General features: G+C 39.8%; 27 protein-coding genes. 5 read left to right on the top strand and 22 right to left on the bottom strand.

Going from position 1 to position 23,148, the window contains the following annotated elements; genetic code table 11:
- Positions 1–38: 38 nt before the first annotated feature.
- From ftsL to bshC, 4 genes are all read right to left on the bottom strand, one after another.
- Positions 39–407, bottom strand: coding sequence for a cell division protein FtsL (gene ftsL / locus O2S85_RS10845; protein WP_269409359.1), 369 nt, complete (start codon positions 405–407; stop codon positions 39–41).
- On the bottom strand, positions 404–1,384 hold the full coding sequence (gene rsmH / locus O2S85_RS10850) for a 16S rRNA (cytosine(1402)-N(4))-methyltransferase RsmH (RefSeq protein ID WP_269412555.1): 981 nt from the start codon (positions 1,382–1,384) through the stop codon (positions 404–406). The genes ftsL and rsmH overlap by 4 nt, the downstream gene beginning before the upstream one ends.
- Before the next feature lie 92 nt (positions 1,385–1,476).
- Positions 1,477–1,908 (bottom strand): division/cell wall cluster transcriptional repressor MraZ, encoded by a 432-nt coding sequence (gene mraZ, locus O2S85_RS10855; RefSeq protein WP_269409360.1) that lies wholly within the window; start codon positions 1,906–1,908, stop codon positions 1,477–1,479.
- 310 nt (positions 1,909–2,218) lie between these two features.
- Positions 2,219–3,844 carry a bacillithiol biosynthesis cysteine-adding enzyme BshC gene (gene bshC / locus O2S85_RS10860; protein ID WP_269409361.1) on the bottom strand — a complete coding sequence of 542 codons (1,626 nt, stop codon included), beginning with the start codon at positions 3,842–3,844 and terminating at the stop codon, positions 2,219–2,221.
- Positions 3,845–4,280: 436 nt separating this feature from the next.
- Between bshC and O2S85_RS10865 the strand changes: the two genes are divergently transcribed.
- Positions 4,281–4,760 carry an N-acetyltransferase gene (locus O2S85_RS10865; protein ID WP_269409362.1) on the top strand — a complete coding sequence of 160 codons (480 nt, stop codon included), beginning with the start codon at positions 4,281–4,283 and terminating at the stop codon, positions 4,758–4,760.
- A 96-nt stretch (positions 4,761–4,856) separates the two neighbouring features.
- Here the strand turns inward: O2S85_RS10865 and O2S85_RS10870 are convergent, their stop codons facing one another.
- The 3 genes from O2S85_RS10870 to O2S85_RS10880 all read right to left on the bottom strand — a co-directional run bounded on the left by O2S85_RS10870 (position 4,857) and on the right by O2S85_RS10880 (position 6,227).
- Positions 4,857–5,336, bottom strand: a complete 480-nt coding sequence (locus O2S85_RS10870; protein ID WP_269409363.1) for an RsfA family transcriptional regulator — start codon at positions 5,334–5,336, stop codon at positions 4,857–4,859.
- A 154-nt stretch (positions 5,337–5,490) separates the two neighbouring features.
- Complete coding sequence (gene rpmF / locus O2S85_RS10875) at positions 5,491–5,667, bottom strand: 50S ribosomal protein L32 (RefSeq protein ID WP_269409364.1); 177 nt, start codon at positions 5,665–5,667, stop codon at positions 5,491–5,493.
- A 29-nt stretch (positions 5,668–5,696) separates the two neighbouring features.
- On the bottom strand, positions 5,697–6,227 hold the full coding sequence (locus O2S85_RS10880) for a YceD family protein (protein WP_269412556.1): 531 nt from the start codon (positions 6,225–6,227) through the stop codon (positions 5,697–5,699).
- 169 nt (positions 6,228–6,396) lie between these two features.
- On the opposite strand from O2S85_RS10880, the gene O2S85_RS10885 reads away from it, so the two are divergent.
- Positions 6,397–7,605 (top strand): nucleotidyltransferase, encoded by a 1,209-nt coding sequence (locus tag O2S85_RS10885; protein WP_269409365.1) that lies wholly within the window; start codon positions 6,397–6,399, stop codon positions 7,603–7,605.
- Positions 7,606–7,660: 55 nt separating this feature from the next.
- Here the strand turns inward: O2S85_RS10885 and O2S85_RS10890 are convergent, their stop codons facing one another.
- A complete protein-coding gene (locus O2S85_RS10890) occupies positions 7,661–8,677 on the bottom strand; it encodes a SepM family pheromone-processing serine protease (RefSeq protein ID WP_269409366.1) in 1,017 nt (338 codons plus the stop codon).
- Positions 8,678–8,930: 253 nt separating this feature from the next.
- Here O2S85_RS10890 and spoVV point away from each other — a divergent pair, with 253 nt between their 5' ends.
- Positions 8,931–10,142, top strand: coding sequence for a dipicolinic acid transporter SpoVV (gene spoVV, locus O2S85_RS10895; protein ID WP_269409367.1), 1,212 nt, complete (start codon positions 8,931–8,933; stop codon positions 10,140–10,142).
- A gap of 48 nt (positions 10,143–10,190) precedes the next feature.
- Here spoVV and coaD read toward each other — a convergent pair whose 3' ends face one another.
- From coaD to O2S85_RS10930, 7 genes are all read right to left on the bottom strand, one after another.
- Positions 10,191–10,673: a pantetheine-phosphate adenylyltransferase gene (gene coaD / locus O2S85_RS10900; protein WP_269409368.1), complete on the bottom strand. Its 483-nt coding sequence runs from the start codon at positions 10,671–10,673 to the stop codon at positions 10,191–10,193.
- A gap of 101 nt (positions 10,674–10,774) precedes the next feature.
- Entirely contained in the window at positions 10,775–11,329 is a 555-nt protein-coding gene (gene rsmD / locus O2S85_RS10905) for a 16S rRNA (guanine(966)-N(2))-methyltransferase RsmD (protein ID WP_269409369.1), read from the bottom strand.
- Positions 11,330–11,671: 342 nt separating this feature from the next.
- Positions 11,672–11,947, bottom strand: a complete 276-nt coding sequence (locus O2S85_RS10910) for a YlbG family protein (RefSeq protein WP_269409370.1) — start codon at positions 11,945–11,947, stop codon at positions 11,672–11,674.
- A 58-nt stretch (positions 11,948–12,005) separates the two neighbouring features.
- The gene (locus O2S85_RS10915) at positions 12,006–12,440 is read right to left on the bottom strand and encodes a YlbF/YmcA family competence regulator (RefSeq protein ID WP_269409371.1); all 435 of its coding nucleotides are present in this window, start codon (positions 12,438–12,440) and stop codon (positions 12,006–12,008) included.
- Between the two features lie 53 nt (positions 12,441–12,493).
- Positions 12,494–12,727, bottom strand: coding sequence for a YlbE-like family protein (locus tag O2S85_RS10920; RefSeq protein WP_269409372.1), 234 nt, complete (start codon positions 12,725–12,727; stop codon positions 12,494–12,496).
- A gap of 12 nt (positions 12,728–12,739) precedes the next feature.
- A complete protein-coding gene (locus tag O2S85_RS10925; protein ID WP_269409373.1) occupies positions 12,740–13,150 on the bottom strand; it encodes a YlbD family protein in 411 nt (136 codons plus the stop codon).
- A gap of 117 nt (positions 13,151–13,267) precedes the next feature.
- Entirely contained in the window at positions 13,268–14,416 is a 1,149-nt protein-coding gene (locus O2S85_RS10930; RefSeq protein WP_269409374.1) for a CAP domain-containing protein, read from the bottom strand.
- A gap of 180 nt (positions 14,417–14,596) precedes the next feature.
- Between O2S85_RS10930 and O2S85_RS10935 the strand changes: the two genes are divergently transcribed.
- Positions 14,597–14,962 carry a YugN family protein gene (locus tag O2S85_RS10935; protein ID WP_269409375.1) on the top strand — a complete coding sequence of 122 codons (366 nt, stop codon included), beginning with the start codon at positions 14,597–14,599 and terminating at the stop codon, positions 14,960–14,962.
- 69 nt (positions 14,963–15,031) lie between these two features.
- Here O2S85_RS10935 and O2S85_RS10940 read toward each other — a convergent pair whose 3' ends face one another.
- The 7 genes from O2S85_RS10940 to cyoE form a co-directional block, all read right to left on the bottom strand.
- The gene (locus tag O2S85_RS10940; RefSeq protein ID WP_269409376.1) at positions 15,032–15,487 is read right to left on the bottom strand and encodes a DUF420 domain-containing protein; all 456 of its coding nucleotides are present in this window, start codon (positions 15,485–15,487) and stop codon (positions 15,032–15,034) included.
- Between the two features lie 151 nt (positions 15,488–15,638).
- Positions 15,639–16,553, bottom strand: a complete 915-nt coding sequence (gene ctaG / locus O2S85_RS10945; RefSeq protein WP_269409377.1) for a cytochrome c oxidase assembly factor CtaG — start codon at positions 16,551–16,553, stop codon at positions 15,639–15,641.
- 169 nt (positions 16,554–16,722) lie between these two features.
- Positions 16,723–17,040: a cytochrome c oxidase subunit IVB gene (gene ctaF, locus O2S85_RS10950; RefSeq protein WP_269409378.1), complete on the bottom strand. Its 318-nt coding sequence runs from the start codon at positions 17,038–17,040 to the stop codon at positions 16,723–16,725.
- A 3-nt stretch (positions 17,041–17,043) separates the two neighbouring features.
- On the bottom strand, positions 17,044–17,667 hold the full coding sequence (locus tag O2S85_RS10955; RefSeq protein ID WP_269409379.1) for a cytochrome (ubi)quinol oxidase subunit III: 624 nt from the start codon (positions 17,665–17,667) through the stop codon (positions 17,044–17,046).
- A gap of 1 nt (position 17,668) precedes the next feature.
- Complete coding sequence (gene ctaD, locus O2S85_RS10960) at positions 17,669–19,519, bottom strand: cytochrome c oxidase subunit I (protein WP_269409380.1); 1,851 nt, start codon at positions 19,517–19,519, stop codon at positions 17,669–17,671.
- Positions 19,520–19,573: 54 nt separating this feature from the next.
- On the bottom strand, positions 19,574–20,626 hold the full coding sequence (gene coxB / locus O2S85_RS10965; RefSeq protein WP_269409381.1) for a cytochrome c oxidase subunit II: 1,053 nt from the start codon (positions 20,624–20,626) through the stop codon (positions 19,574–19,576).
- A gap of 74 nt (positions 20,627–20,700) precedes the next feature.
- Complete coding sequence (cyoE, locus tag O2S85_RS10970; protein ID WP_439649393.1) at positions 20,701–21,642, bottom strand: heme o synthase; 942 nt, start codon at positions 21,640–21,642, stop codon at positions 20,701–20,703.
- Between the two features lie 536 nt (positions 21,643–22,178).
- Between cyoE and O2S85_RS10975 the strand changes: the two genes are divergently transcribed.
- Entirely contained in the window at positions 22,179–23,126 is a 948-nt protein-coding gene (locus O2S85_RS10975; protein ID WP_269409382.1) for a COX15/CtaA family protein, read from the top strand.
- Positions 23,127–23,148 lie beyond the last annotated feature (22 nt).

Here is a 23,148-nt window from a genome sequence, read left to right on the forward strand (position 1 = left end):
CTTTAGCGATTTAATTCTAGCATATCCCTTTCATTATGTTAATTGTTTAATGCACTTGCATGCTTAACCTCTGCATCCTGAATTTTTAATCCATGTTTTTTGGCAATCGAAGTAATTCGTTCCGGTCTGGATAATTCTTTCTTTTCAGAGAGCATTCCTTCATTTTTAACCTCTTTCTGCTGCACTTTGTTCTCAAGTGTTTGCAGCTCCCTATTGAGGCTATCTGTTGAGGATGAAAAAGAAACCATGTAGATCCCGGCAGCAAGTAGACATGCGCTCGCTACAGAATATAATAATTTTTCTCCTTTGGTAACCCAGCTTGTTTTACGTACGACTTTAATTTGTTTTTCTTTTGTTGTTTGTGTTTGATAAGATTGTTCCCATTTATGAGCATGATTTACACTCATGATTTCTTCCACCCTTCTCTATAAGTAAATTGATCGTTCCATGCGCTAACTTTTTCTGCGATACGTAATTTAGCTGATCGGGAACGGCGATTGGCTTGCAGTTCCTGTTCACCAGGATTGATTGGCTTTTTTGTAATTAATTTAAATGGTGCTTGATGATCTTCAGGAATTACTGGTAAATTTCTCGGTACTTCTTTAGGTGTGCTCCATTTTTTAAAAGCTTGTTTACATAGTCTATCTTCCAGTGAGTGAAAGGTAATGACGGAAATCCTGCCATGTATAGCGACAACTTGTGCCGCCTGATGCAACCCATCAAGAAATGCAGTCAGCTCATCATTTACAGCGATCCGTAATGCTTGAAATATGCGTTTTGCCGGATGTCCGCCTTTTCTGCGAGCAGCTGCCGGGATTGTGTCTTTGATAATTCCGACTAGTTGATGGGTTGTGTGGATGGGCGTTGTCTCACGATAAGACTCGATCTTTCGGGCAATTTGTTTGGCGAATTTTTCTTCACCGTAAGCAAAAAATATTTTCACTAATTGTGCATACGGCCAGGTATTGACAATGGTATAGGCACTTAACTTCTGGTCCTGGTTCATCCGCATATCCAACTCTGCATTATGCTGGTAGCTAAATCCCCTTTCCCCTCTATCAAGCTGCGGGGATGAAACACCAAGGTCAAACAAGATCCCGTCTACATGATTGATCCCAAGTTCATCAATTTTTCCCTCAAGTTGCCGAAAGTTTGCATGAACAAATTGAATCCGATCAAGGTATGGTGTCAGCCGTTTTTCCGCTGCCCGTAATGCATCTATGTCCTGGTCAAAAGCCACCAGTAACCCGTCTTTTGTCAATCTGGAGGCAATTTGTTCAGCATGTCCGCCACCACCGACTGTACAATCAACATATGTACCTTCTGGCTTGATTGATAATCCCTTTACTGCTTCCTCTTTTAATACGCTGTAATGTTTAAACATGTTGTGTTCACCTGCTTCGACAATGGTCAGAATCAAGGATTGGATTGGGAACCATTGTGTAGATTCCATCATCTGCTCCTATAAATTTGTTATTAAATATCAAAGTCCATTAAATTTTCGGCGATCTCGGCAAATGACTCCTCAGAATCATTGAAATAGTCTTCCCAGCTTTCATTTGCCCAGAATTCAATCCGGTTGGAAACGCCGATTACCACACATTCTTTATCCAATGCTGCGTAATTTCTTAATGGCTGTGGGATATTTATTCTGCCCTGTTTGTCAATTTCACATTCTACCGCCCCTGAAAAGAAGAAACGGGTAAATGCTCTAGCATCTTTTTTTGTTAGTGGGAGTTTTTTTAATTTCTCTTCAAGCAGTTTCCATTCATTCATTGGGTAAGCGAACAGGCACTTATCCAGTCCGCGTGTGATAACAAAGCTGTCCCCAAGTTCTTCACGAAATTTGGCGGGAACAATAATTCTTCCCTTTGTATCAATGTTATGTTGAAACTCACCCATGAACATATGGTTCTCCCCACTTTCATGTTTCTATCTTACCACATCCCCCCACAATTCACCACTCCATTTTTTTAAAAATTTACCTGCAGATAAAAAAAGGGATAATAGTCTCAGAAACAAATATTCTTCATGCACAAAAAAGCTGTTTTCCTTTTGCATGAACATCACACTTTCTATCCGTGATAACAATGGAGTGGGGATACTTTCCATTGTTGGTTTCACAAATAATCGTGTTGTTTCATGCTTTAGAAAACAGCTTTTTTGACTGGTGGAGGAAAGTGGGGGGATCTTTGAATCGCATCCCAACTCTCTTCCACTACAAATATATGAGATAGTGTTCTTCTGTAAATGAACAGGGAGTTTCCGTCATTTTTTCAATAAAACCACTGCCGTACCAATTCAGCCATGGCAATGGATTCCAAACGCGTTCTTGCAATCCATTATTCGGATGTAATGTCGCATGAATCACATCAAATTCATGCAGTTCCTTTGTATATTTAGCTTCCACTTCTTTACACAAGCGACTTTCCAAAAAATCAATATCGCGGAATAAATAATGTAAATTCTTATCAGTCAAATCGCCTAAATCAGCACGAATCCCACGCGATACATCCTGCAATGGTTTGTGGGCTTGTGCAATCGCTTGTTTGAGATGGTCTATCATATGTTTAATTGGTGGATCAGTCTGTGCGGCCAGCCAATTTCCGCGTGCTTCTGTAACTCCATCGTTCACAACATCGTCTGCTTTAAGACCATATTTATGCAGCAGCTTTTCTACATGTCGTTCAATGATTGTAAATGAAAGACGTGGTACAACCGGCGGCATGTTCATTTCAAACGCGCGAAATGCGGGTTTTAAGACAGACCAATAACTGACCTCACCGGGACCGCCGATAAACGCCAGCGTCGGAAAAAGCAACTCCTGCATCAACGGTCGCGTTACCACATTATTACTCAATAACTCTGGTTGCCCTTCAGCGATTTCCAACATCTCATTTGTTGTTAACGACACTTCATTCTGTTTTCCCGCCCATTCACCGGTTTCAGTTCTAGTTAGCAAAATTCGCTCCCCTTGGTAATGATAAAACAAGTGGGCATCTTCCGGCTGGACTCCCAATGAGGTAGTATATCCCAATTGCCGTAAACGCTGCTCATTTGTATATACTCCCCTGCTAATTTCCATTTGCTTGTCTACAATCGTTGTGAAGTGGTCACGCTCCAGTTTCCGTAATAACGGATGGGAGGAATCGACCAGTACCACACCCTCTTTGGAAAACAGTTCAAAAATAACTCGCGCAAAAAAGTCTACATATGTTGTCGATTGGTTTAAACAATTTGTAATGGTATCATACAATGGTTTCGTATGTTCTGTTTCCTGCAATTGGGCGAATATCTGATTTATCCACTGCTTGGCATATTCATCGTCCTTTGCGATTGCCGATACTGGCTTTTTCTGAACAACCTGTTGCATCAATTTATATTTTTTCATTTGGGGGATTTCCGGTAGAAAAATATGATTCATTTCCTCAAAGTCGTGATCCTCACCGGCAATCCAGAATACTGGTACAACGGGAACAGATAATTTTTTTTCTTGTTGACGTGCCAGCTGAATAATCGAGATTACTTTATTTATTGTATACATCGGACCGGTTAGCAACCCTGCCTGTTGACCGCCGATAACGACCACACTATTGTCTTGGCGTAATTTTTTTATATTTTGATAGGTTGATTCAGGAGCATCCCACTGTCTATTGATCGCTGTCAACGTTTCGGTTAACTGTTCTCTGTTAAAGAACCGTTCTCGTAAATCCTGCACCCTTTGTTGGTAGCTTGATTGTTGAAATGGATGATAATCAAAAAAATCCATAATTTTCGTTTCATTATTTCGATAATCGTTCATTAATTTCGATTGATGCTGTATCGGAATAGGGTTGATTCGCATTTGTTTCGTGCTCCTTTAAACATAATTGAATATTAGAGGATGTTCAAAAAGTCCGGTAAAAATGACATGCCCCTGCAAAAGGGGTATGCCGACGCCTGAGCGCAAGCCCGTTTTTAGTTGGCCTTCATTTGAAAAGCTCGTTGGCTTGCTTTTCCGCTCCTCATGTACCTTCTATGTACACTCCGGTGCTCAAAGCTACGCCGCTCAGAACTTCTCGGTCCTTTTTATCCTCCTTTTTGAACACGCACTATTATCCAATATGTATTGTACAGAAACTAACCAATAATTTCATCTCATCTGTTTAAGAAAGGCGGATGTCATAACCATACAATGGCATTTAGTTTTTTGTGTTAACCGGTTTTATTTCATTCATGACCTATTTATATTATAATGTATATATATGAAAAGTTAGTTTTTTGACAAGGGGGAAATATAAATGAGCAGTATAAAAGTGGAGAGGCTGTTAATCAATTATAAAACATTAGAGGAATTTGAAAGATTTTCAGCCTATGGCAACCAGGAACTTTCCATGTTGGAGGATCTTCGAAACAATATCGTCGAAAACAATAGTGAGTCACCATTCTACGGGATTTATTATGGCAAGTCATTAGCTGCCCGTATGAGCTTGTACAAGGTAGACAAGAAACATGACCAATATTTCGAACCTCCCCAAGACTATTTAGTTCTGTGGAAACTGGAAGTTCTGCCAGGCTATCGCGGAAAAGGACTCGGAAAAGCATTGGTCGATTTTGCGAAACAGGAAAATATGCCTATTAAAACCAATCCTCTCATCAACTCTCAAGGTTTTTGGGAAAAAATGAACTTCAAAAAGGCAAAATACGAAATGGAACGTGATTTTGGCGAGAATCCATTAATTTGGATGCCTGAAGGGGTACACGAAAAAGAATCGAGATAAGAAGCATAGAAAAAGACATGAATGATAAAAATCTGTTCATGTCTTTTTGGTTTGCCAACTATTCATTTGGAAAATGCAAGACGGCTTGATTATGACTCATGTTTCTCTTTGATTGTTTACCCAATCCCACAGCTCCCCCATTTCCTTCCATGCTTCATGATAACGCTGGTTCATTGTTTTCAATGCTTCATTTTCCTTTTTTAAATGGGCAATAATTTCTTCCTGTTCCTGGTGTGTTAGCTGATTTTCCATCGAATAATTCCTTTTCATTTTTTCAAGTAATGATATCGCTGTGTCGATCGTATCTTTTTCATTATTTTCTGATGGGTCAACAACATTCTTTTTCCTACCTGCCTGTTTACGCTCCACCTTGGCTTGCTGAATCGCATCCTGATATGATTTCCTGATGGTTGCATTCCAGCGAAATCCACAAGCTGCGGATGTGCGCGATAATTGCTTAGCCACATCCTTGAACGCCTCTAGTTGCGTTTTTCCCTCTCTAATATAACGGATCACGGTCTCGGCCAGGATAATATCTTCGTCTTTTGTCCAAGCATCCTGTCGTGTCGCCTCCATAACACCCCTCCTTCACCATTGCTATAAAAAATGTATGCAATAAATAGGAGTGATAGACTAACTATTTTTTTAACAAAGGCGCAAGCGCCCATTTGAAAGAAGGACAACCTAGACAAAAAAACAGACCACTAATGTTAGTGATCTGCTTGGCCCATTACAGGCTGCTTACAACTTCCTTACCATCATAATGCCCACATGCTTGGCAAACATGGTGTGGTTTTGTCAATTCGCCACAGTTTGAGCATTCTATCAAGCCAGGTACGTGTAATTTTTTATGAGTACGACGCTGATTTTTCACTTTTTTGGAAGTTCTTCTCTTTGGTACTGCCATGACTTACACCTCCTTCAAATAAACGAATCCTATTTTTCCTTCTCATTATCATTCAATAAGGTCTTCAGTTTTTTCAAACGCGGATCAACCGGTTTTTCTTTGTTCTCTTCCGAAATTAAAGTCCATCCTTCACCTTCTGCCGGAGCATGCTCCATGGCATCTGCATCATCGGAAAACACACGAAACGGAACCTCTAATATGATATTTTCCTTTATATACGGAGTTAAGTCAAGTATTTCTCCATCAATTGGATGAATTTCATTTTCCTCTTCTTCCTTCCCATAATATCTGGAAAGTGTAAATACTTCATCCGTTTTTATGGTAAACGGATAAGGTACATCTACCAAGGTACGTGCACAAGGAAGAATCATTGTACCCTTGATGGTAAACGTGAAAATAAGCTGTTCTCCTTGTAATGTACATTCTCCAAAGACATGTACCGAACCAATTTCGCGAATGTCGTTGTTCATTGTTTCCAATTCAGAAACATCAACCATATTGTCGAATTCAAATGGTTCATTATAAGTACCTTGTTTGATCCGACTAACTGAGAATTTCATCTTCATCACCTCGAAAGAGCAACAAAAGTAATTTTAAAAGCAAACTGGACTTTTGTCAACATATTTTCTTTACAGATCACTTATACTATCCACTAGCTTACCCATGATGCGCTTATTCATAATTTCTGCTAAACTTAATGGTAACATACTAACCATAGGAGTGGAATAGATGAAAGCATGTGGGCTGATTGTTGAATATAATCCGTTTCATAACGGGCATCAGTATCATCTGAAAGAAGGACAAAAGATCACGAATGCCGAATGTATGATCGCGGTAATGAGTGGTAATTTCTTACAACGTGGGGAACCAGCCATTATCGACAAGTTTCATCGAACAATAGCTGCAATTAATAGTGGGATTGATATTGTTGCCGAACTTCCCTATGCATTTGCCGTACAAAGCAGTGATTTATTCGCCAAGGGTTCAGTCCTGACGTTGCATGCTTTAGGAGTTGATTCCATTTGCTTTGGTAGTGAATCCGGGAATGCGGATGACTTTGTTCAAGCATATCATACACTTACCGGCAAACAAGAACGATTTGATGAAAGCCTGAAACAGCAGTTGGCAGCGGGGCTTTCTTATCCGGAAGCAAGCCGTGTAGCCTATCAAAGTATTGGTTTACAACAAACGCGGATTGATTTAACGAAGCCAAATAATATTTTAGGGTTTAGCTATGTAAAAGAAATTATGAAAAACAATTTAGCGATTCAGCCAGTAACCATCAAGCGCCGTAAAAGTGGTTACCACGATAAAGCGATTACAAGTTCAATTGCCAGTGCAACGAGTATTCGCAGACAGCTTTTTGCCAGTAACTTTACCAAAGATGTCACTAAAGCAATCCCTGAGATAACCAGAGAACAACTGATTGATTATAAAAATATAGCGACTAGCTGGCATCATTGGGAGGCTTATTTTCCATTATTGCATTATCGTGTCCTAACCATGACAGAAGAAGAATTGGCTACGATCCAAGGCGTTGATGAAGGACTGGAATACCGGCTCAAAAAAACGGCAAAAGCTGCTGTTTCTTTTGAATCATGGGTGGAGGCAATCAAAACGAAACGGTACACCTGGACAAGACTGCAGCGAATGTTCGTTCACCTGCTGACCAACACTAAAAAACACGATATGTCTGGACTTAAAAATGGTTCTTCTATTCCTTATGTTCGCCTGCTGGGTCTTACACAAACCGGCAGAAAATATTTAAACCGTATCAAAAAACAAATGGATATACCGATCTTCACCAATCTGAGTCGCCAAATGCATCCATTGCTTCATATGGAGGAAAAGGCAAGTGCCGCCTATTACAGTATACTCCCGGCAATGGTCCAGGAATCCATGCGTAATCAAGAATTGCAGCCACCAATAATGGGATAGGAAAGGGAGCTGGGAGCAACGTTGATCAAGCCTCTCCAGCTCCCTTTTCATACATCTATTTCATATTCTCTAAATACTTCAGAGCATCATCGAATGTATCCACAGGGACAATTTTCATACTGGTACCAATTTCATCCGCAGTCTTTTTCGCTACCTTATAGTTGGAATTCTTGGCTCCATGTTCATTTGGTGCAAAAAACACCTTACATCCTTCTTTATCTGCGGCAATGACTTTTTTATCAATCCCCCCGATTCTTCCAACATTTCCATCGTAATCAATTTCCCCAGTTCCAGCAATTTGGTAACCATGGGTCAAATCTTCTTTGGTTAACTGGTCATATATCTCCAGTGAGAACATAAGCCCTGCACTTGGTCCACCAATACTTCCGCTGGAAAACTTGACTTTCGGTTTAACCGTGACATTGCGGTCTGTCACCAATTGGATCCCGACACCTGGCTTATCGTCCAATTCTTTAAGGTTTTTAAGCGTAATCTCTTTCGTTAATGTTTTATCATCCCGTACCAATGTCAGTGAAATCGTATCTCCTCCATGTTTACTGGTCACATAGGAAGTCAGTTCTTCCGCTTTTTTGATACCTTTTCCGTCTATTTTGGTAATACGATCGCCCATTTTCAATTTACCATCGGCAGGTAACCCTTTCATCACCCCGGCAACATAAACGCCATTGTATGTAATATGAATTTCCTTATTCGCGGCTTTATATGCAACCACAGTGGACGCTTCCTGTGAGCTCTCCATCATTTGCAGCTGTGCGTGATAATATTCTTCTTCATCAATTCCTTTCGGTAGCACTTCTTCCAACGGTACAACCTGATTATGTGGTAATAGCTTGGCAAAAACATATTGGATTGGTGTGGCCTGCCCTCCCCTCACCGTTACCAAATGCATATCACCAGCACTTTTGTAGCCGCCTTCAACCGAAACAATTGGATTCAGGGGATCTGCCCCACCTGGTTTATAAATATAATATGGCAGCTTATACGCTGATAAAAAAAAGGCAACAGCAATTACAATAAGTAAATATAGTAAGTGGCGTTTGGTAAATTTCAAAGTATAGCTCCTTTCATAGAGGATGTTCAAAAAGCCGGGCAAAAATGACACTTTAAACACGCGCTTCATAGGATATTTCTTTTATATATATAAAAAGTGTATGGCATAAATGCCGGGGGTATACGCGTATATTGATATAGACTCGTACAAAAATGATTAAATTTTTCCCATCCTTGGACAGAAGAACTAAAAAATATTTTACTACTAATAAAAAGAGAAGTACAGAGCCAGGACTTCACTAGGGGGCTTAACATTGAAACAAATCATAAAAACACTTGTTTTGGCCGGAATTACAGGTTTTATTGCATTTGCCATATTAACGGTGCCCGATCAAGCCTCCGAGGCGAGTATTCGTGGACTAAACATATGGTGGGAAAGTGTTTTTCCAACATTATTACCATTTTTCATTATTGCTGAATTATTAATTAGTTTCGGTGTAGTTAATTTTATTGGCGTACTTTGCGAACCAATCATGCGTCCGATTTTTAATGTACCCGGAGTCGGCAGTTTTGCCTGGATCATGGGAATGGTCAGTGGTTATCCGACCGGAGCGAAAATATCAACACATTTACGGGAAGAACAACAAATTTCCCAAATTGAGGCGGAGCGGCTTGTCACCTTCACCAACGCATCCAGCCCCTTATTCATTATTGGTGTTATCGCTGGCGGACTGTTTCATGACCTGAAACTTGGTGTTCTCCTGATTACGTGTCATTATATTGGCAATGCATTAGTCGGGTTTTGCATGCGTTTTTACGGCAGGAAACGTGAAAAAGGGAAAAAAACAAACAGAAAAAATAAGGTATCCTTAAAACGCGCGCTAAAGGAAATGCATCGTACCCGTTTAAATGATCCACGTCCATTTGGACAGGTTATCGGCGATGCTGTACTCAATTCTGTGAAAACACTGGTGATGGTTGGCGGATTTATAATCTTGTTTTCTGTATTCACGAAGCTATTATTCATCCTGGGCATCTCCCCGGTTATTGCCAGCGGATTCGATTTACTTTTCAAGGCTCTCATGCTCCCGGTAGAATTAACACTGCCATTCTTATCCGGGTTATTCGAAATTACTTTAGGATCACAAATGATATCACAAATCTCGATTAATAACCTGCTCGCCCAGATGATCATTGTCAGTTTTATTCTTGGCTTTCATGGACTATCTGTACAAGCACAGGTATCCAGTATTATTGCAAAAACAGATATTCGTTTTGCCCCATATTTTTTCGCTCGTTTTCTGCACGCTATTTTCGCCAGTATCTTAACCATTATTTTATATAAACCATTGTACGTAAACCGACAAGCGTTTGAACTGGAAAGCACACCGGTTTCAGCCGATGCAACCCAAAATTTCTGGATAATGGCAAGGAATATATTAACCCATACCGGCCCAATTACCACGATCATTTTTTTAGCAATATCTGCCTTGCTTCTATACCGACGAAATATGACTAGCAAATAAGGTTAAGTAAAATAGATGCTACAGCACCAGGCTGCAGCATCTATTATTTTATACGTCGAATTTGGCTTTTAAGGCATTTTCCACGACTTTTGGCACAATGTCAGAAACATCCGCTTGATATTTCGCAACCTCCTTGACAATACTCGAACTGAGGAAAGAGTATTGATTATTGGTCATCATAAAGAATGTCTCAATGTTTTTATCCAACTTTCGGTTCATGGATGTGATTTGCAGTTCATATTCAAAATCACTGACAGCACGTAATCCACGTAAGATAACCTGGGCTTGCTGCTCTCTGGCATAATCAATTAATAATTCAGCACTTGAGTCAACAGAAACATTTGACAAATCCCTCGTGGTCTCCTGTAATAACTGGATCCGTTCGTCAACGGTAAACAATGGTGCCTTAGATTGATTATTAAATACAACGACAATCACGTGATCAAAAATTTTCGCCCCACGCTGAATGATATCCAAATGTCCATATGTAACCGGGTCAAAACTCCCCGGACAAATTGCTAACCTGCTCATTTTATCTACATCTCTCCTATTTTTTAAATGGACGCTATATGAAGAAGTAACCTCAATCTGAATGTACAACATATTAAACTTAACGTTAGCCTGCAGATTTTTTAAGTATGTTGATAAATAGTAACGCCGGTGGTTCCTCCATAGTTTTCCTGTTTCAAAATGGAGAAGTGCCGCAGATCATCTGGCATAGAAGCCACTGTATCATGCTCACAATAAATAATACCATGACCGTTTATTAACTCCAAAGATTCAATCGTATGTAGAATTCGAAAGTAGTCCGCCTTTTTGTATGGCGGGTCAATTAAAATCAAAGCAAATTGCAGCTCTCTTTTTTTGACAGCCTGTAGTGACCGATACGCATCGGCACGAAACACCTCCGCCTTTTGCTCCAATTCCATTGTCCTTAAATTTTGCCTAATGGTTTGAATCGCCTTAGGATCTTTATCAACAAAAACGGTTCTTTCCATTCCTCTGCTGAGTGCTTCAATCCCTAATGATCCGCTGCCGGCAAATAAGTCGAGACACAAACCTCCAGAAAAAAACGGGCCAATCATATGAAACACCGCTTCTTTCACCTTATCAGTAGTAGGCCTGGTAGATGTTCCCGGGACCGCTTTCAGTTGGCGACCTTTCTTCGCGCCTGCTATCACTCTCATTATTACCACCTCAAAAGCTTGTCCCCGACATTTTACCACAAAATAATCGATCAAGCGACTGTTGTTTTTTACTAGCCTTTACTAGTCTGACCCGTATTCATTTATTCGAGAAAAAATTCCCGTAACATGTATATATTTTTTCTTATCGTCCATAATAACATAACGAGACAGCTAATACTTAGCTTGGTTGTTTCAAAACACGGAGAAGACTTACATTTCCCCATAAGTTCTTCCTCCGGTTTCTCCTCTCCCTTTGCCTTTTTGTTTTCGAACAGAAAGCAAAAAGACCTGCAGAGTTTTTCTGCAGGTTTTCTTTTTGTCCGATAACCCTATGTAGGGGTCCTATATTCCCATTTTATAATCATATTCCTTTGCTTTATCAGGTTTGGCGTTTTCAAAGTTTGTCCGGATAAAGGGCTTATGCGATCGATCAATCTTTGACACAAAATTTAATTTGAGCAGTTTTTTTTCGGTATCTTCCACGTCCTCCTGGTTCACATATAAAACCGCATATTTTAATTTCTTGGAAGCATAAATAATATGTCCATACCGTTTAATCTGTCTCAAGTTTTTCATATGCTGAAACCAGACTATTATTCCTTGACGTTTTGTTTGCAAATGATAGCCCTCCCTTGCAACCTGGCTGGGCAAGTGATATTAGCTTTTGATCCAATGATCACGAAGCACGGCAACCGCATTTTCCGCCGCTACCACAGCCGCCATCACTTAATGCTGCACCATCTTTTGGCGCCTTAATATCTTTACTTACGCTTTCTGCAATATACTGACTAATCTCATCGAGCAGTTTTTGCAGGTTTCGTTCAGCAACCTTATATGCAGCAACTTTTTCATGCATATCCATTGCCCGTTTTGTTTGGCGTACCTGCTTCATTATCTGATTATAGTCAGGATGGTATCTTCCAAACCGTTGTACATCCTCATAATGGGATTTTATATTGGTAAAAGCTTGAATTAACTGCTGTGCTTCTTTATTATTTTCCATCTCATATCGGGATCGCATGTAAGCTTCCATCACATCCGATTTTAGAACTATCTGGCCAAGAGATTCAGCACGGTCAAGGATGTCTACATACTCCATCGTTCCAATCATATGAGTCACCTCCACCGCTATCATAACATGGATCGGTGGATTATTAAAGCTGGTCAATCCCTCATCGAATCGGCAAATTGCATCAGCATCCTCGCCATTTGTACGGAATCACCAACTTTTTCAAGTCGCTGCGAAAATGTTTTTCCATAAAATTGTTTAGCGGCTGTCTCCAGTTCGGACAAGTTTTTTGGATCCCTTGCAAGATACCTGTACCATATCGGATTCAGTCGGACAAAACGCAATAACTCGGGACGTGAACATAAATATTGATAACATACAGCCTGCATCTATTTCACCTCTTAATCCCGAAACCAATTATTAAATGGGCTGGATTGATTTTTAGGTTCAGGAGTTGACTTTTTATTTTCTTGAAATTGACCAATTAATTCCTGGACGGTCGCAATCGTCGAACTCAGCTGTGTCACCTGTTGTTGGACCTTATCCATATCGACCTTTTCCGCCATTTTCATTAATTGGCCAAATAGTTCAGATTGCTTTGATTTTCCTTGTTCCTCGGTACTTTTGCTATCACTTTCTTCATCCATTTCCTTGTATTGGGACCAATATGGATCGTCTTCACCAAGCAACACCCATTTTTCGTATGGTTCTTGCCAGGACTTTCCGCTTTTCCTGATGTCTTTTACTAATCCAGGATGTCTTGACAAAAAATCCTTAAATTCCCGAACCGTCGGATGTAATTTATCTTCCATTTGTTCTCACCTCATCGACAGTATCTGTTACTTATTAATTTATGACACCGCCCCAGTTTCTGTGAGAAAAAACAAAGGAGAGACCTGACGAATTTGTTCTAAGAAACAGAGTCAGATTTACGGAATCTCAATGAAATTTTGTGTGTAATACAAATGATACACGCCAACACCTAAATGCGTATAATCATCATTTAATAATGCTTTACGGTGACCTTCACTATTCAGCCAGCCTTCCATCGCGGCTGGTGCATCCGGATATTGGGCAGCGATATTTTCACCTGCAGTTGCATAATGAACTTTCTTCTCTGCCAAACGTTCCTTAAGGCCGTTGCCATTTTTACTATAATGGGAGAAATAATCATTTTTTGACATGTCCTCACTGTGAAGAAAGGCAACTTCACTGACAGTTTTATTCCACGCTACTTTTGATTTATCAAACTGACTGCGCATGACATTTGTAATATCAAAAATTTGCTGTTCCATGCCTGATTCAACCTCTTGCCATTCTTTGTCCGATAATTCCGGCACATCTGGCAATCCACCACGATATTCGATTTGGTATGCTCGTTGCTTTAATAGACTATCGGCTGTTAAAATACGAATCGAGGACAACTTATCGGTAAAGGTATCAAAATAGCACTGAACAAACAGATTATCCGCTATTTTCGCCAACGGCCGCATTTTCATATCCTCATCGTTTAAATGAAAGGTATAGCTTTTAACACCGTCTTTATATGTCATATCTTTTTTGAAGGAAAACTGCTCATTGACCGCATCATACGATTGACCAACGTAAATGGGATCGATTGATAGATCGTCTCCTGTGGCATAGACGGTAGTAACCTTATCGTCCTCAACGCCAAATTGAATATATTGATCCTGTTTATCTGTATACACCCACCAGTCGTATCCATATGCACTTTTGTCGATTCTGACGGGTTTCCCAAAGTTTTCAGTTAATTGATCCTTTGTTTTTCCGACCCATTGAAATAGATCGCCCTTTACCGTTATTTTAGACAATTTACTTTCCGGAACCGATTTTGATTTCGTCATACTCTTTTTCTGATCTAACATATTGCCCATGTCATGAACTGCTTCATCCGGGGTCAGGTCGTTTTTCGCTAACAGATAAAACCCACCCAGTGCCAGCACAAAAAGAATGATAAAAGCGATAAATGCCCGAATAAGACGCATAGCTTTGCTCCCTTCAATAATTAATATCCATTCATTATATTCCTTCGTCGACCTATTCTGCCTTGATTGCATTTTATTGCAAAGCCCACGTAAAAATGATACTTTAAATTTTAAAAACAGACTTATTATATTTAGTCCCTACAATTATAACAAACAAAATAAAAACACCGAAAAAAACCGCTTTAATTTGCAACTGACGGGATTTCGTACTATTATTGTTTTAGTGAGTGATAATTGAGTGAGGTGTAAAACATGAGATTTGAAAATACTGGAATAGAAGATGCAGTTGTTGATTTAAAACCATTGGATCACTTAATGGGAAAACATGCTTTCATTCGCGCTGGTCAATGGGATTATGAGCGTGTCACGTACGATTACAAGATTAATTCCAAGGAGAAAAATATTACATATTACATACGTATTCAAGGATACGCTCTTGAAGGGGACGTGGATCGCGGGAATGCTGTCATTAAACTAATGACCCCACTGCTTGGCAAACATTACTATCCACATGGGGTTGAGTACGGCGAAGAAGAAAATTTCCCGCAAAATCTGATTGAGCGTGCGAAGGGACTTGTTGAAAAAGTAGGACAAGAAATAGAACAATATAAAAAATAAACTGCACAAAAACATTTAAAAGGTGTGAAAGCGACCGTTGCTCTCACACCTTTTTATGTCCAGCTTTTACTAAATACCTAGTATAGCCTTAAGCATACTTGTTGTTTCTCCACCTTTATAAAATACATACAAAAGCAGGTAAACAACAACCCCGGTGATTGCTGAAAAAAACCAAATGATACTCGTAACCGGACCTATCTTTCTGTGGATACGTATTCTCCGTTTTAAGGCAAGTGTTATGGTTACAATTCCAAAAATGGCACCGACCGTTGCTAAAAATATGTGGAATATCAAAAAAATAGTATAATATATTTTAATATTTTCCGGTCCGCCAAAACTGGTATTGCCAATAAACACTGTTCTGGAAGCGTAAATAATAAAGAAAAGCAATGCGCTAATGGCCGCGGAAATCATCGTCCATTTGTGTGCCTTTCGTTTATCTTTTGCAATTAGCACCCAGCCAATCGCTACTAAAATGGCGCTTAAAACAATAAAAAACGTACTTAGTGTTGGCAAAAATGGCATTTATCTATTTCCTTTCCTACAATAAAATAAAGTGAAACTTAATCAGCAGGGGTTTCTTTATTCCCCACTTTTGTTCGTCTCCAGTAACACTTCGATAAAGTAAAAGCTGTAATCCAGTTGTTTAGATTACAGCTTTCAGCAGCATAATCGCTTACGATCTGGCACCATCCGGATGCGGGTCTGGTAATGGATCCACCTTAAGGCTTTCCCTTGTGAACCAAGAAAAGAACACCCGACCCAGAATGATTCCATAGGTGATTTCCTGCATAAGCTTCATGATAATACCACCAAGTTGCTGATCCTCCATCGTACTCATTGGCGAGAACATTTCCGGTCCCGTAATGGTAGATGTTGTTAAACCTTGCATTACATCCCCCGGAACACATAATGCCAATGCCTGCATCCATGCCCCGCTCTCTGAATAAGCAGCATACAACGGAGCATCCGCAAAAATAATAAGGACACAAGCTGGTGTAATGAGCACACCATTGGCGAAAATATAACCGATCTTGAGTATTGGAGAAAGCTTATTAAATTCTTTTAACGGTGTCAAAACCGGGAACCACACGATAAACGCTGCGACCAAAATAATCAAACCGAACACTGTATGTGCAACAGGCGATTCTTTGGAAAAATCAAAGACTGCCGGTATATGATAAAGCGAAAATAATGTATTAAACAGTAATAATGAGATGATCGGTTTGGTCAACAATTTAAGAACTGGGTGTATTACCGGTAAATGGACAAACCAATTCCAAATCCAAACTGGAATTCCCTTGATCATGAGAATCGGAAACACGAGAAAATAAATAGCCAGCTGAGCCATATGTGCCGTCAACATGATATGGGATAATAGATCAATCGGACTGCCTTTTACCACATATAAAAGCAACATGCCCACATAAAACATGATCTGCTGTTTTCCGGTTGGTTTTTCTTCCACACCAAAACGATGTCTAAAACGAATGGTTATTAAATAATAGGCCAAACAAAGTCCGACTATAAAGATCATATAATAAGGACTCCACAAGGCCCGAAAACCAAATATTTGTAGTTCCAACCACATCTTAACTCACTCCATACTAAATGGCATCTATCATTATTATAACGTATTTTAGCAAAATGAAACATATTTTGATGTGACAAAAATAGAACAAAAATGATGAAGATCAGTTCTGAGAAATCTTTTGGAAAAACAAAAGACCAGGAAATAATCCCAGTCTTTTGTTTAGCGCTCACCACCAGGTGGTTAACGCCAGGCCAGCAATTGCCAATAATGCAGCCCAAACGCCACCATAAATCATCACGGATTGCATTGTATGACCTTCTTGCTTCAGGTGCATAAAATAATAAAATTGAAAACCAACCTGAACGACCGCAAGTGTTATAAGGATGGGAATTGCAATTATCTTATCCATTCCCGTCAGAACAACAACAAAAGCAAGAATGGTAAATGCAATCATGAGCGCAAAACTGATTAATTGCTGCTGCATCTCCTCTTTATTCTTTTGTCTGCGAAACGATTCTAGTTTGGAACCAGTGTTATCTGTCATGGATTAACCCACCTTTCCCATTAGATATACTACGGTAAAAATGAAAACCCAAACAACATCAATAAAGTGCCAATACAGGCTCCAGATATAGAATTTTGGCGCATTGTACAAGTTCAATTTACGCTTGGCGTTACGTACCAACAAGGAAATGGCCCAAAACAGACCGAATATCACGTGCCCGCCATGAAAGCCCAACAGTGCATAAAACGATGAACCAAATGCTGATGAGCGGAATGAAAAGCCATAATGCGTAATATAATGGGTAAACTCGTAAAGTTCACAGCCCACAAATCCAAACCCGAGAATAATGGTAATGACAAGCCAAAGAACCATTTTTCCATAGGCATTATTTTTCATATGGTAAATCGCATAAACACTTGTAAGTGAACTTGTCAGCAACAGAACGGTCATAAGAAATACCAGCCCTAAACCAAATATGTCTTTACCGGAAGGGCCATCCGCTGTTGAATTGTGCAATGCCAAGTATGTTCCAAATAAGCAAGCAAATAGAACTGTTTCACCACCAAGGAAGAACCAAAATCCTACAGATTTATTTTTACCTTCAAGGGTGGCTTTTTCCGGCTCATGTGGCATGGTTTCCGGATTTAACGTATGATCGTGACTCATATTAATCAGCCTCCCTTTCAAGTTCTTCTTTCGTGATATGGTAACCGAGATCATCTTTCATGGATCGAACGAACATCATTGCTGCTGAAAAGGCCAAGCCTCCGATCATCACGATAAGCCATGCTTTATTGTCCGTTTGATAAATGAAACCAAAGCCGGAAATAAATAACCCCAACGAGAACAGGAATGGCAAGAATGAACCGTTCGGCATATGAATATCACCCAATGGTTCAGCTGGTGTTATTTTTCCATTGCCGTCCATTTTTTCAATCCATAACGGATCGAGTCCACGCACAAGCGGTGTTTGTTTGAAATTATAATGTGCCGGTGGTGATGCAGTTGCCCACTCCAGCGTACGTCCATCCCATGGATCGTCCGGCGCTTTTGGGCCACGGGCTGTGACAATCACATTAATGACAAACACAATAACCGCAAACGCCATAAATAAGGCACCAATGGTACTGATTAAGTTACCTGTTTCCAAATGGTCACCGGCGTGGAACACCCAATATCGGCGTGGCATACCCATTAAACCAAGGAAATGCTGGATAAAGAAAGTCAAATGGAATCCGATAAAGAATGTCCAGAATGTTAGTTTACCCAATCCTTCATGTAAAATTCGGCCAAACATTTTCGGCCACCAATAATGTAAACCAGCAAAAATACCAAAGATTGTACCTCCAACAATAACATAGTGGAAGTGTGCAACAACAAAATACGTATCATGGTATTGGTAGTCGGCGGCAACAGTTGCAACCATTACCCCGGTCATTCCACCTATAGTAAATGATGGAATAAAACCCAGTGCCCATAGCATCGCGGAATTAATCGTGATATTTCCGCCCCACAATGTGGCAAGCCAGCCAAAGATCTTGATACCGGTTGGAACAGCAATTGCCATTGTAGCCAAAGAGAAAATGGTGTTTGCTACAGGCCCTAAACCAACGGTAAACATGTGGTGAGCCCAAACCATAAAACCAAGGAACGCGATCAGTATTGTTGCAAATACCATTGCAGTATATCCGAACAAACGCTTTTTCGCAAAGGTTGAAAATACATCACTAAACACGCCGAATAACGGTAAGATCAGAATGTAAACTTCCGGATGTCCGAATACCCAGAATAAGTGTTGCCAAACAATGGTATTACCACCTAACGATACATCGAAAAACGCTGTATCGAACATACGGTCAAACATAAGCAGAAACAAGCCGACCGTTAAAGCTGGAAATGCAAACAAGATTAACACACTTGCAATAAATGCTGCCCAGGTAAACAAAGGCATCCGCATATATGTCATCCCAGGTGCCCGCATATTAACAACAGTAACAAGAAAGTTAATACCGCCGATTAATGTACCCGCACCAGCAATCTGTAACCCAATAACATAGTAATCGACACCGTGTCCGGGCGAAGTAGTTGATAACGGGGCATATCCAGTCCATCCTGAGTCAGGAGCGCCTCCCAGGAACCAACTACAGTTAAGAATCAATCCACCAAACAAAAATAACCAAAAGCCCAATGAATTTAAAAATGGAAACGCCACATCTCTTGCACCAATTTGTAGTGGAACAGCCACATTCATTAAAGCAAATATTAACGGCATAGCTGCTAGAAAGATCATCGTTGTTCCGTGCATGGTAATGAGTTCGTTATACGTACCAGCACTAACAAAATCGTTATCTGGTTTAATTAATTGAATACGAATTAACATGGCTTCGATTCCGCCGAACAGGAAGAATATACCACCGGCAATCAAATATAATTGCGCAATTTTTTTATGATCGACAGTCGTTAAATAATCCCATAATACAGCGCCAAAGCCCCTTTTTTGAGTAGCTGCAATACTCACTACTTTAACCTCCCTTATACATTTTCCATCCCTTTAAAATGTTGTCTTTATCTCTTATTCACCGGCACTTTCCGGTGTAACCTTTGAAGGTTTTAGTTCCATGAGATAATCTGCAATTTTGCTTGCTTCATCTTTTGAAAGCTCTGGATAATTACCAGACATTTTGTTTCCCGGTTTAATCGAATCAGGGTCCATAATCCAATCGACAACATTTTCTTTCGTATTGTCCAATACCCCGGCAACTTTGGTACGGTTACCGAAATCAGTCAGGTTTGGACCTACTTGAACCGGTGATGAGCCAACTGCGTGACATCCCATACAGTTGTTATCCTGGAATAATTTTTCTCCCTCTTTCGCCGTTTTACTACCGGCAACAGCATCGGGATCAACGTCCTTCATGTCACTTACCCATTGATCAAACTTATCCGGACTTACAGCAATAATTTTAAAGTCCATCAAGGAGTGGGCAGGTCCACAAAACTCAGCACATTTTCCCCAGTAAACGCCCTCTTCATTGACCTCAATATACATTGTATTTTCGTTTTCCGGGTTCACGTCCATTTTACCTGCGATACTTGGCACCCAGAAGGAGTGAATGACATCAGACGATTTCATATTCAGATATACTTTCTCGCCAGTTGGAACATATAAATCCTGACTTGTTTGAATATCTTCTCCTTTATAATTAAAATGCCACCAATATTGGTTTCCGGTAACTTCCACATTCAAGTGATCTTTTTCACCTTTTGTACTTGCCAGATCAAATGTTGCTATTGTTGTCGGAACAGCAATAATTATTAAAAGGATAATCGGGATAATCGTCCAGACCGTTTCCAATGTTCTATTCCCTTCTACCTGTTTAGGGATAAAATCTTCTTTTCCTTTTTTCTTACGGAAACGAATTAATACGGTAATATACACGATTGCAACAACCAAAAGCACCAAAGACATCACAACTGTTGTCAGGATAATTAAATGTAATGATGTCTCTGCACCATACCCTTTTGGTTTTAAGGCAGTTAAATTTTCTCTGCCACATCCCGCTAATACGAGAGCTAGTAAGCCTAACAAACTTAACGCCCTGAATTTTCCCATCCAACCTTTCATGTATTTATACCTCTCTTTCTCTTTTATTTCTTCCTTATTTAAAAATTATTTAAGGACATTATCAAAAACGTTGTTCAACTGAAGGGGAAATTAATTGTGACAATAACCATTAGTAAAAAGAGAATGGTTAAATAATTTAATGAATAAATAAACATCAAATTTGCCCACTTAAGATCGCTTTTCATAAAAAATCCACCAATACCCAGTACGAGCCAACCGACATTAAGCAATGTCGCAATCACCAAAAAGGTTGTTCCAAGTGATGATAAGTAAAATGGCAGTGGCAATAAACATGCCGTATATACAACCATTTGCCGCTTTGTAAATGCAAATCCATGAACAACCGGAAGCATTGGGACACCTGCAGCCTTATATTCTTTGCATTTTTTCATTGCCAATGCAAGAAAGTGTGGTGTTTGCCAGATAAACATAATCAAAAACAACACGATTGCTGCGATGTGAAGATCAGGATCAATAGCCGCCCAGCCAATTAATGGGGGTACTGCACCGGAAAAGCTTCCAACGACTGTGTTCAAGGTATATCTTCGTTTTGTCCACATCGTATAAAAAACGACATATACAAGCCAGCCAAACAAGGCAAACATAGCAGCCGTAAACGTTGTGAAAAGCAATAAAATAATACCGAGAGCGGTGGACATAATTCCCATTGTCAATGCCTGATTTAAGCTAATAGATCCCGTAACGGTCGGACGCGTTTTGGTCCGTGCCATGACCGGATCGATATCAACATCATACCAATTGTTCAACATACAGCCGCCGGCAATGACCAACGCGGTTCCTGCCATGGTTAACAGAAAAACGTGCCAATTACCCCAAAAGCTGGCGCCGGTAAAATGCAATGCCAGCCAAAATCCGGTAAATGTAGTAATTAAATTAGAATTGACGATACCCATTTTCGCAAGCGACTTCATATCGGAAAAAAATGTCGAATCCACATTCCCGGCGTCAGCAAGCTTCCCCATTATTTGTGAAGTTGTTGTTTCTGCTTTATTCAAATTACTATATCCCCCCTTCCGATTCCCCGCAAAAAGGCATAATTGTACATCAATACTCTTAGAGGGTGCAGCTATCGGAGCCTGTTCAAATCAGATTAATCTTCTTCTTTGAACATTCGATATCACTAATATTCCCTAAAGTATCCAAACTATTATCCTAATTGTACCATGGAATTGTATTACATTCTATCTCACTACGTGTGGTTCCTTTCATTTTTGCACTAATAAAAATGACAACTTTGTGAACGATGGGCAAAAATAATAAAAGGCATGACACCTTCATTGGTAAAAACTAACATTTATGTAACAGAACCAGGTACCGTGATGGAAATCTTAACAAATATCCCCTACAATATTTCTAGCAAACAAAGTTCTTTTTTGCAAGGTTTTTTTATTTTTCATGGTGAAAACGGTTCTATACCATGTTAAGATGACAATTATGTGTTATTTGTCGAATAAACATTGCTATCAACAGCTCTTTAGTATTACTATATTGTTATTGTATATTTTATCTGATTAAAAGCGAGGCATTATGTATGATACGAATACTAAAATGGCTATCAGTCGTTTCCGCACTTGGGATGGTCTTTGTTCTGATCGGAGGGGCTTTGGTAACAAAAACAGATTCAGGTATGGGTTGCGGTGCAAGCTGGCCATTGTGTGAAGGCAAATTCATGCCAACGGATATTACACCGGAACTTGTTATAGAGCTTAGCCATCGAATGATATCCGGTATTATGGGTGTCGTTGTGCTATTACTATCATTTTTATCATGGAAATATCTTGGGCATATTCGGGAAGTAAAATTTCTGTCGTTCATGTCCAGTTTCTTTCTGATTTTACAGGCGCTCATTGGTGCTGCTGCAGTGATCTGGAATCAATCCGACTTCGTAATGGCAGCCCATTTTGGGATTTCGCTTATTTCGTTTACGGCGATTTTTCTACTTATGTTATTAATTTTTGAGGTTGACAAAAAATTCGATACCGCCTCACTTCACATCGCCAAGCGGCACCGTATCGAAATTTACATGATTACGATTTATACGTTAATCGTCGTTTATACCGGTGCGCTTGTTCGACATACGAATGCCAGCTTAGTATGTGGGGATTGGCCTTTTTGTCGAAATGATGAACCATTGGCAGCGTTAAATTTTGTTCAATGGGTTCAAATGGGGCATCGACTGTTTGCTGGTATCTTGTTTATTTGGACAGTTGTACTATTCATTAGAGTAATCAAAAATTACCGGCAAAACCGGGTTATGTTTTGGGGTTGGGTTGCCACAATGTCATTAATCGTGTTACAGGTCTTCTTTGGAGCCATGGTCATTTTCACCCAGCTAAATTTGGGAATTTCTTTAATGCATGCGTTTGTTATATCCTTATATTTCTCCATGCTGAGTTATTTCGTGTTACTCGCCACACGATGTGCCAAATATGAGAAAGAAAATGAATCCAATATTGAAGGAGAAACAAGCAGCAGATAGTTATCTGCTGCTTGTTTGCTTG

This window comes from Lentibacillus daqui (assembly GCF_027186265.1).
Lineage (GTDB): Bacteria > Bacillota > Bacilli > Bacillales > Amphibacillaceae > Lentibacillus_C > Lentibacillus_C daqui.

Excerpts from the sequence above, each read along its gene's own strand:
- rsmH (WP_269412555.1), bottom strand. The coding sequence starts at position 1,384 with ATGTTTAAACATTACAGCGTATTAAAAGAGGAAGCAGTAAAGGGATTA.
- O2S85_RS10940 (WP_269409376.1), bottom strand. The coding sequence starts at position 15,487 with ATGCCATTTTTGCCAACACTAAGTACGTTTTTTATTGTTTTAAGCGCC.
- O2S85_RS10920 (WP_269409372.1), bottom strand. The coding sequence starts at position 12,727 with ATGCAGGCTGTATGTTATCAATATTTATGTTCACGTCCCGAGTTATTG.
- O2S85_RS10865 (WP_269409362.1), top strand. The coding sequence starts at position 4,281 with ATGAGCAGTATAAAAGTGGAGAGGCTGTTAATCAATTATAAAACATTA.
- O2S85_RS10885 (WP_269409365.1), top strand. The coding sequence starts at position 6,397 with ATGAAAGCATGTGGGCTGATTGTTGAATATAATCCGTTTCATAACGGG.
- ftsL (WP_269409359.1), bottom strand. The coding sequence starts at position 407 with ATGAGTGTAAATCATGCTCATAAATGGGAACAATCTTATCAAACACAA.
- O2S85_RS10870 (WP_269409363.1), bottom strand. The coding sequence starts at position 5,336 with ATGGAGGCGACACGACAGGATGCTTGGACAAAAGACGAAGATATTATC.
- coaD (WP_269409368.1), bottom strand. The coding sequence starts at position 10,673 with ATGAGCAGGTTAGCAATTTGTCCGGGGAGTTTTGACCCGGTTACATAT.
- O2S85_RS10975 (WP_269409382.1), top strand. The coding sequence starts at position 22,179 with ATGATACGAATACTAAAATGGCTATCAGTCGTTTCCGCACTTGGGATG.
- bshC (WP_269409361.1), bottom strand. The coding sequence starts at position 3,844 with ATGCGAATCAACCCTATTCCGATACAGCATCAATCGAAATTAATGAAC.
- O2S85_RS10955 (WP_269409379.1), bottom strand. The coding sequence starts at position 17,667 with ATGAGTCACGATCATACGTTAAATCCGGAAACCATGCCACATGAGCCG.
- rsmD (WP_269409369.1), bottom strand. The coding sequence starts at position 11,329 with ATGAGAGTGATAGCAGGCGCGAAGAAAGGTCGCCAACTGAAAGCGGTC.
- mraZ (WP_269409360.1), bottom strand. The coding sequence starts at position 1,908 with ATGTTCATGGGTGAGTTTCAACATAACATTGATACAAAGGGAAGAATT.
- O2S85_RS10915 (WP_269409371.1), bottom strand. The coding sequence starts at position 12,440 with ATGATTGGAACGATGGAGTATGTAGACATCCTTGACCGTGCTGAATCT.
- O2S85_RS10935 (WP_269409375.1), top strand. The coding sequence starts at position 14,597 with ATGAGATTTGAAAATACTGGAATAGAAGATGCAGTTGTTGATTTAAAA.
- O2S85_RS10880 (WP_269412556.1), bottom strand. The coding sequence starts at position 6,227 with ATGAAATTCTCAGTTAGTCGGATCAAACAAGGTACTTATAATGAACCA.
- O2S85_RS10930 (WP_269409374.1), bottom strand. The coding sequence starts at position 14,416 with ATGCAATCAAGGCAGAATAGGTCGACGAAGGAATATAATGAATGGATA.
- ctaF (WP_269409378.1), bottom strand. The coding sequence starts at position 17,040 with ATGACAGATAACACTGGTTCCAAACTAGAATCGTTTCGCAGACAAAAG.
- ctaG (WP_269409377.1), bottom strand. The coding sequence starts at position 16,553 with ATGTGGTTGGAACTACAAATATTTGGTTTTCGGGCCTTGTGGAGTCCT.
- O2S85_RS10925 (WP_269409373.1), bottom strand. The coding sequence starts at position 13,150 with ATGGAAGATAAATTACATCCGACGGTTCGGGAATTTAAGGATTTTTTG.
- rpmF (WP_269409364.1), bottom strand. The coding sequence starts at position 5,667 with ATGGCAGTACCAAAGAGAAGAACTTCCAAAAAAGTGAAAAATCAGCGT.
- coxB (WP_269409381.1), bottom strand. The coding sequence starts at position 20,626 with ATGAAAGGTTGGATGGGAAAATTCAGGGCGTTAAGTTTGTTAGGCTTA.